Below are 1512 nucleotides of genomic sequence, written 5' to 3' on the forward strand. Positions count from 1 at the left end.
CCCGCGCCCCTTGAGAGCGGCACTGCAGTGCCGTAAGGGGCGCGGGGAACTGCGCGACCAGCCACGACGAACCCGCAGCCGCCCCCAGTACGGATGCCACCCACCCCCCTGGGTACCCGCACCCCATGCACACCGACCGCGAAGATCCACCGCTGCCGTCCCCCCGAGGCCCCCTCTCCGCGGCCGTCCGCGACCATCTGCGGGGCACCGGCCGCCCGCTTCCCCGCCCCGAGGCCGTGGAGTCCGTCCCGGCCTGGGGCGACGACCTCCAGCTCGCCCTGTACCAGTGCTACGAACTGCACTACCGGGGCTTCGCCGGGGTCGACCCGGAGAAGGAATGGGACCCCGCCCTCCTGCGCTTCCGCGCCGCCCTGGAGGACCGCTTCCTGGCCGCCCTGCGGTCCGGCACCCGCGTGCACGACACCGTCGAGGACGCCGTCGCCGACCTGCTGGTGGAGCCCGTCGACGGCGCCGGCGTCAGCCACTTCCTGCGCGACAAGGGTGAGCTGTGGCACCTGCGCGAGTACGCCGCCCAGCGCTCGCTCTACCACCTGAAGGAGGCCGACCCGCACGCCTGGGTGCTGCCCCGGCTGTGGGGCCGGGCGAAGGCGGGGATGGCGGCGGTGGAGTTCGACGAGTACGGCGGCGGCCGCGCCGACCGGGTGCACGCCCGCCTGTTCGCCGACCTGATGACCGACCTCGGCCTGGACACCACGTACGGGCGCTACCTGGACGCGGCGGCCGCGGAGACGCTGGCCACCGTGAACATGATGTCCCTGTTCGGACTGCACCGGTCGCTGCGCGGCGCCCTGGTGGGCCACTTCGCGGCGGTCGAGATCACCTCCTCGCCGGGCTCCCGGCGGCTGGCCGAGGCGATGCGCCGCACCGGCGCCGGGCCTGCCGCCGAGCACTTCTACGACGAGCACGTCGAGGCCGACGCGGTGCACGAGCAGGTCGTCCGGCACGAGGTGATCGGCGGCCTGCTGGAGGAGGAGCCGCAACTCGCCGCCGACGTGGTCTTCGGCATCGACGCCACCGGACACGTCGAGGACCTGCTCGCCGCCCGGCTGCTCACCGAGTGGCGGGCCGGCCGCTCCTCGCTGCGCGCCCCGCTGGACCAGGACCCGGTCCATACTTCCTGACCAGCGGGGTACTGGGGACGCGTGAGTCCACTGGTGCTGCCGGGTGTGTACGCCCCGCAAGAAGACACGGCGCTGCTGTGCGACGCCCTGACCGACGAGCCGCTCGCCGCCGGCGCGGCGGTGCTGGACGTGTGCACCGGCACCGGGGCGCTGGCGCTGGCCGCCGCGCGCCGGGGTGCCCGGGTCACCGCCGTCGACGTGTCCTGGCGGGCGGTGTGCACGGCCCGGGTGAACGCCGCGCGGGCCGGAGTCTCCCTCCGGGTCCGGCACGGCAACCTGTTCACGCCCGTGCTGGGCGAGACCTTCGACCTGATCCTGGCCAATCCGCCGTACGTGCCGGCGCCCGGCGGGCCCCGGCGGCCGCGCGGCG

The 1512-nt window shown here is 75.1% G+C and carries 2 protein-coding genes; both read left to right on the forward strand.

All coding sequences use genetic code 11. From position 1 onward, the window contains the following. Positions 1-125 precede the first annotated feature (125 nt). Positions 126-1142, forward strand: coding sequence for an iron-containing redox enzyme family protein (locus AB0G32_RS40355; protein ID WP_361176071.1), 1017 nt, complete (start codon positions 126-128; stop codon positions 1140-1142). 21 nt (positions 1143-1163) lie between these two features. Beyond that, positions 1164-1512, forward strand: a 349-nt coding sequence (locus tag AB0G32_RS40360) for a methyltransferase (protein ID WP_361176074.1), incomplete at its 3' end; no start/stop codon positions are given.

Origin of the sequence: Streptomyces sp. NPDC023723 (genome assembly GCF_040639815.1) — a bacterium.
Taxonomy (GTDB): Bacteria; Actinomycetota; Actinomycetes; order Streptomycetales; family Streptomycetaceae; genus Streptomyces.

Bases quoted from the DNA above. Each gene is read 5' to 3' on its own strand.
- AB0G32_RS40355 (WP_361176071.1), top strand. From the start codon at position 126: ATGCACACCGACCGCGAAGATCCACCGCTGCCGTCCCCCCGAGGCCCC.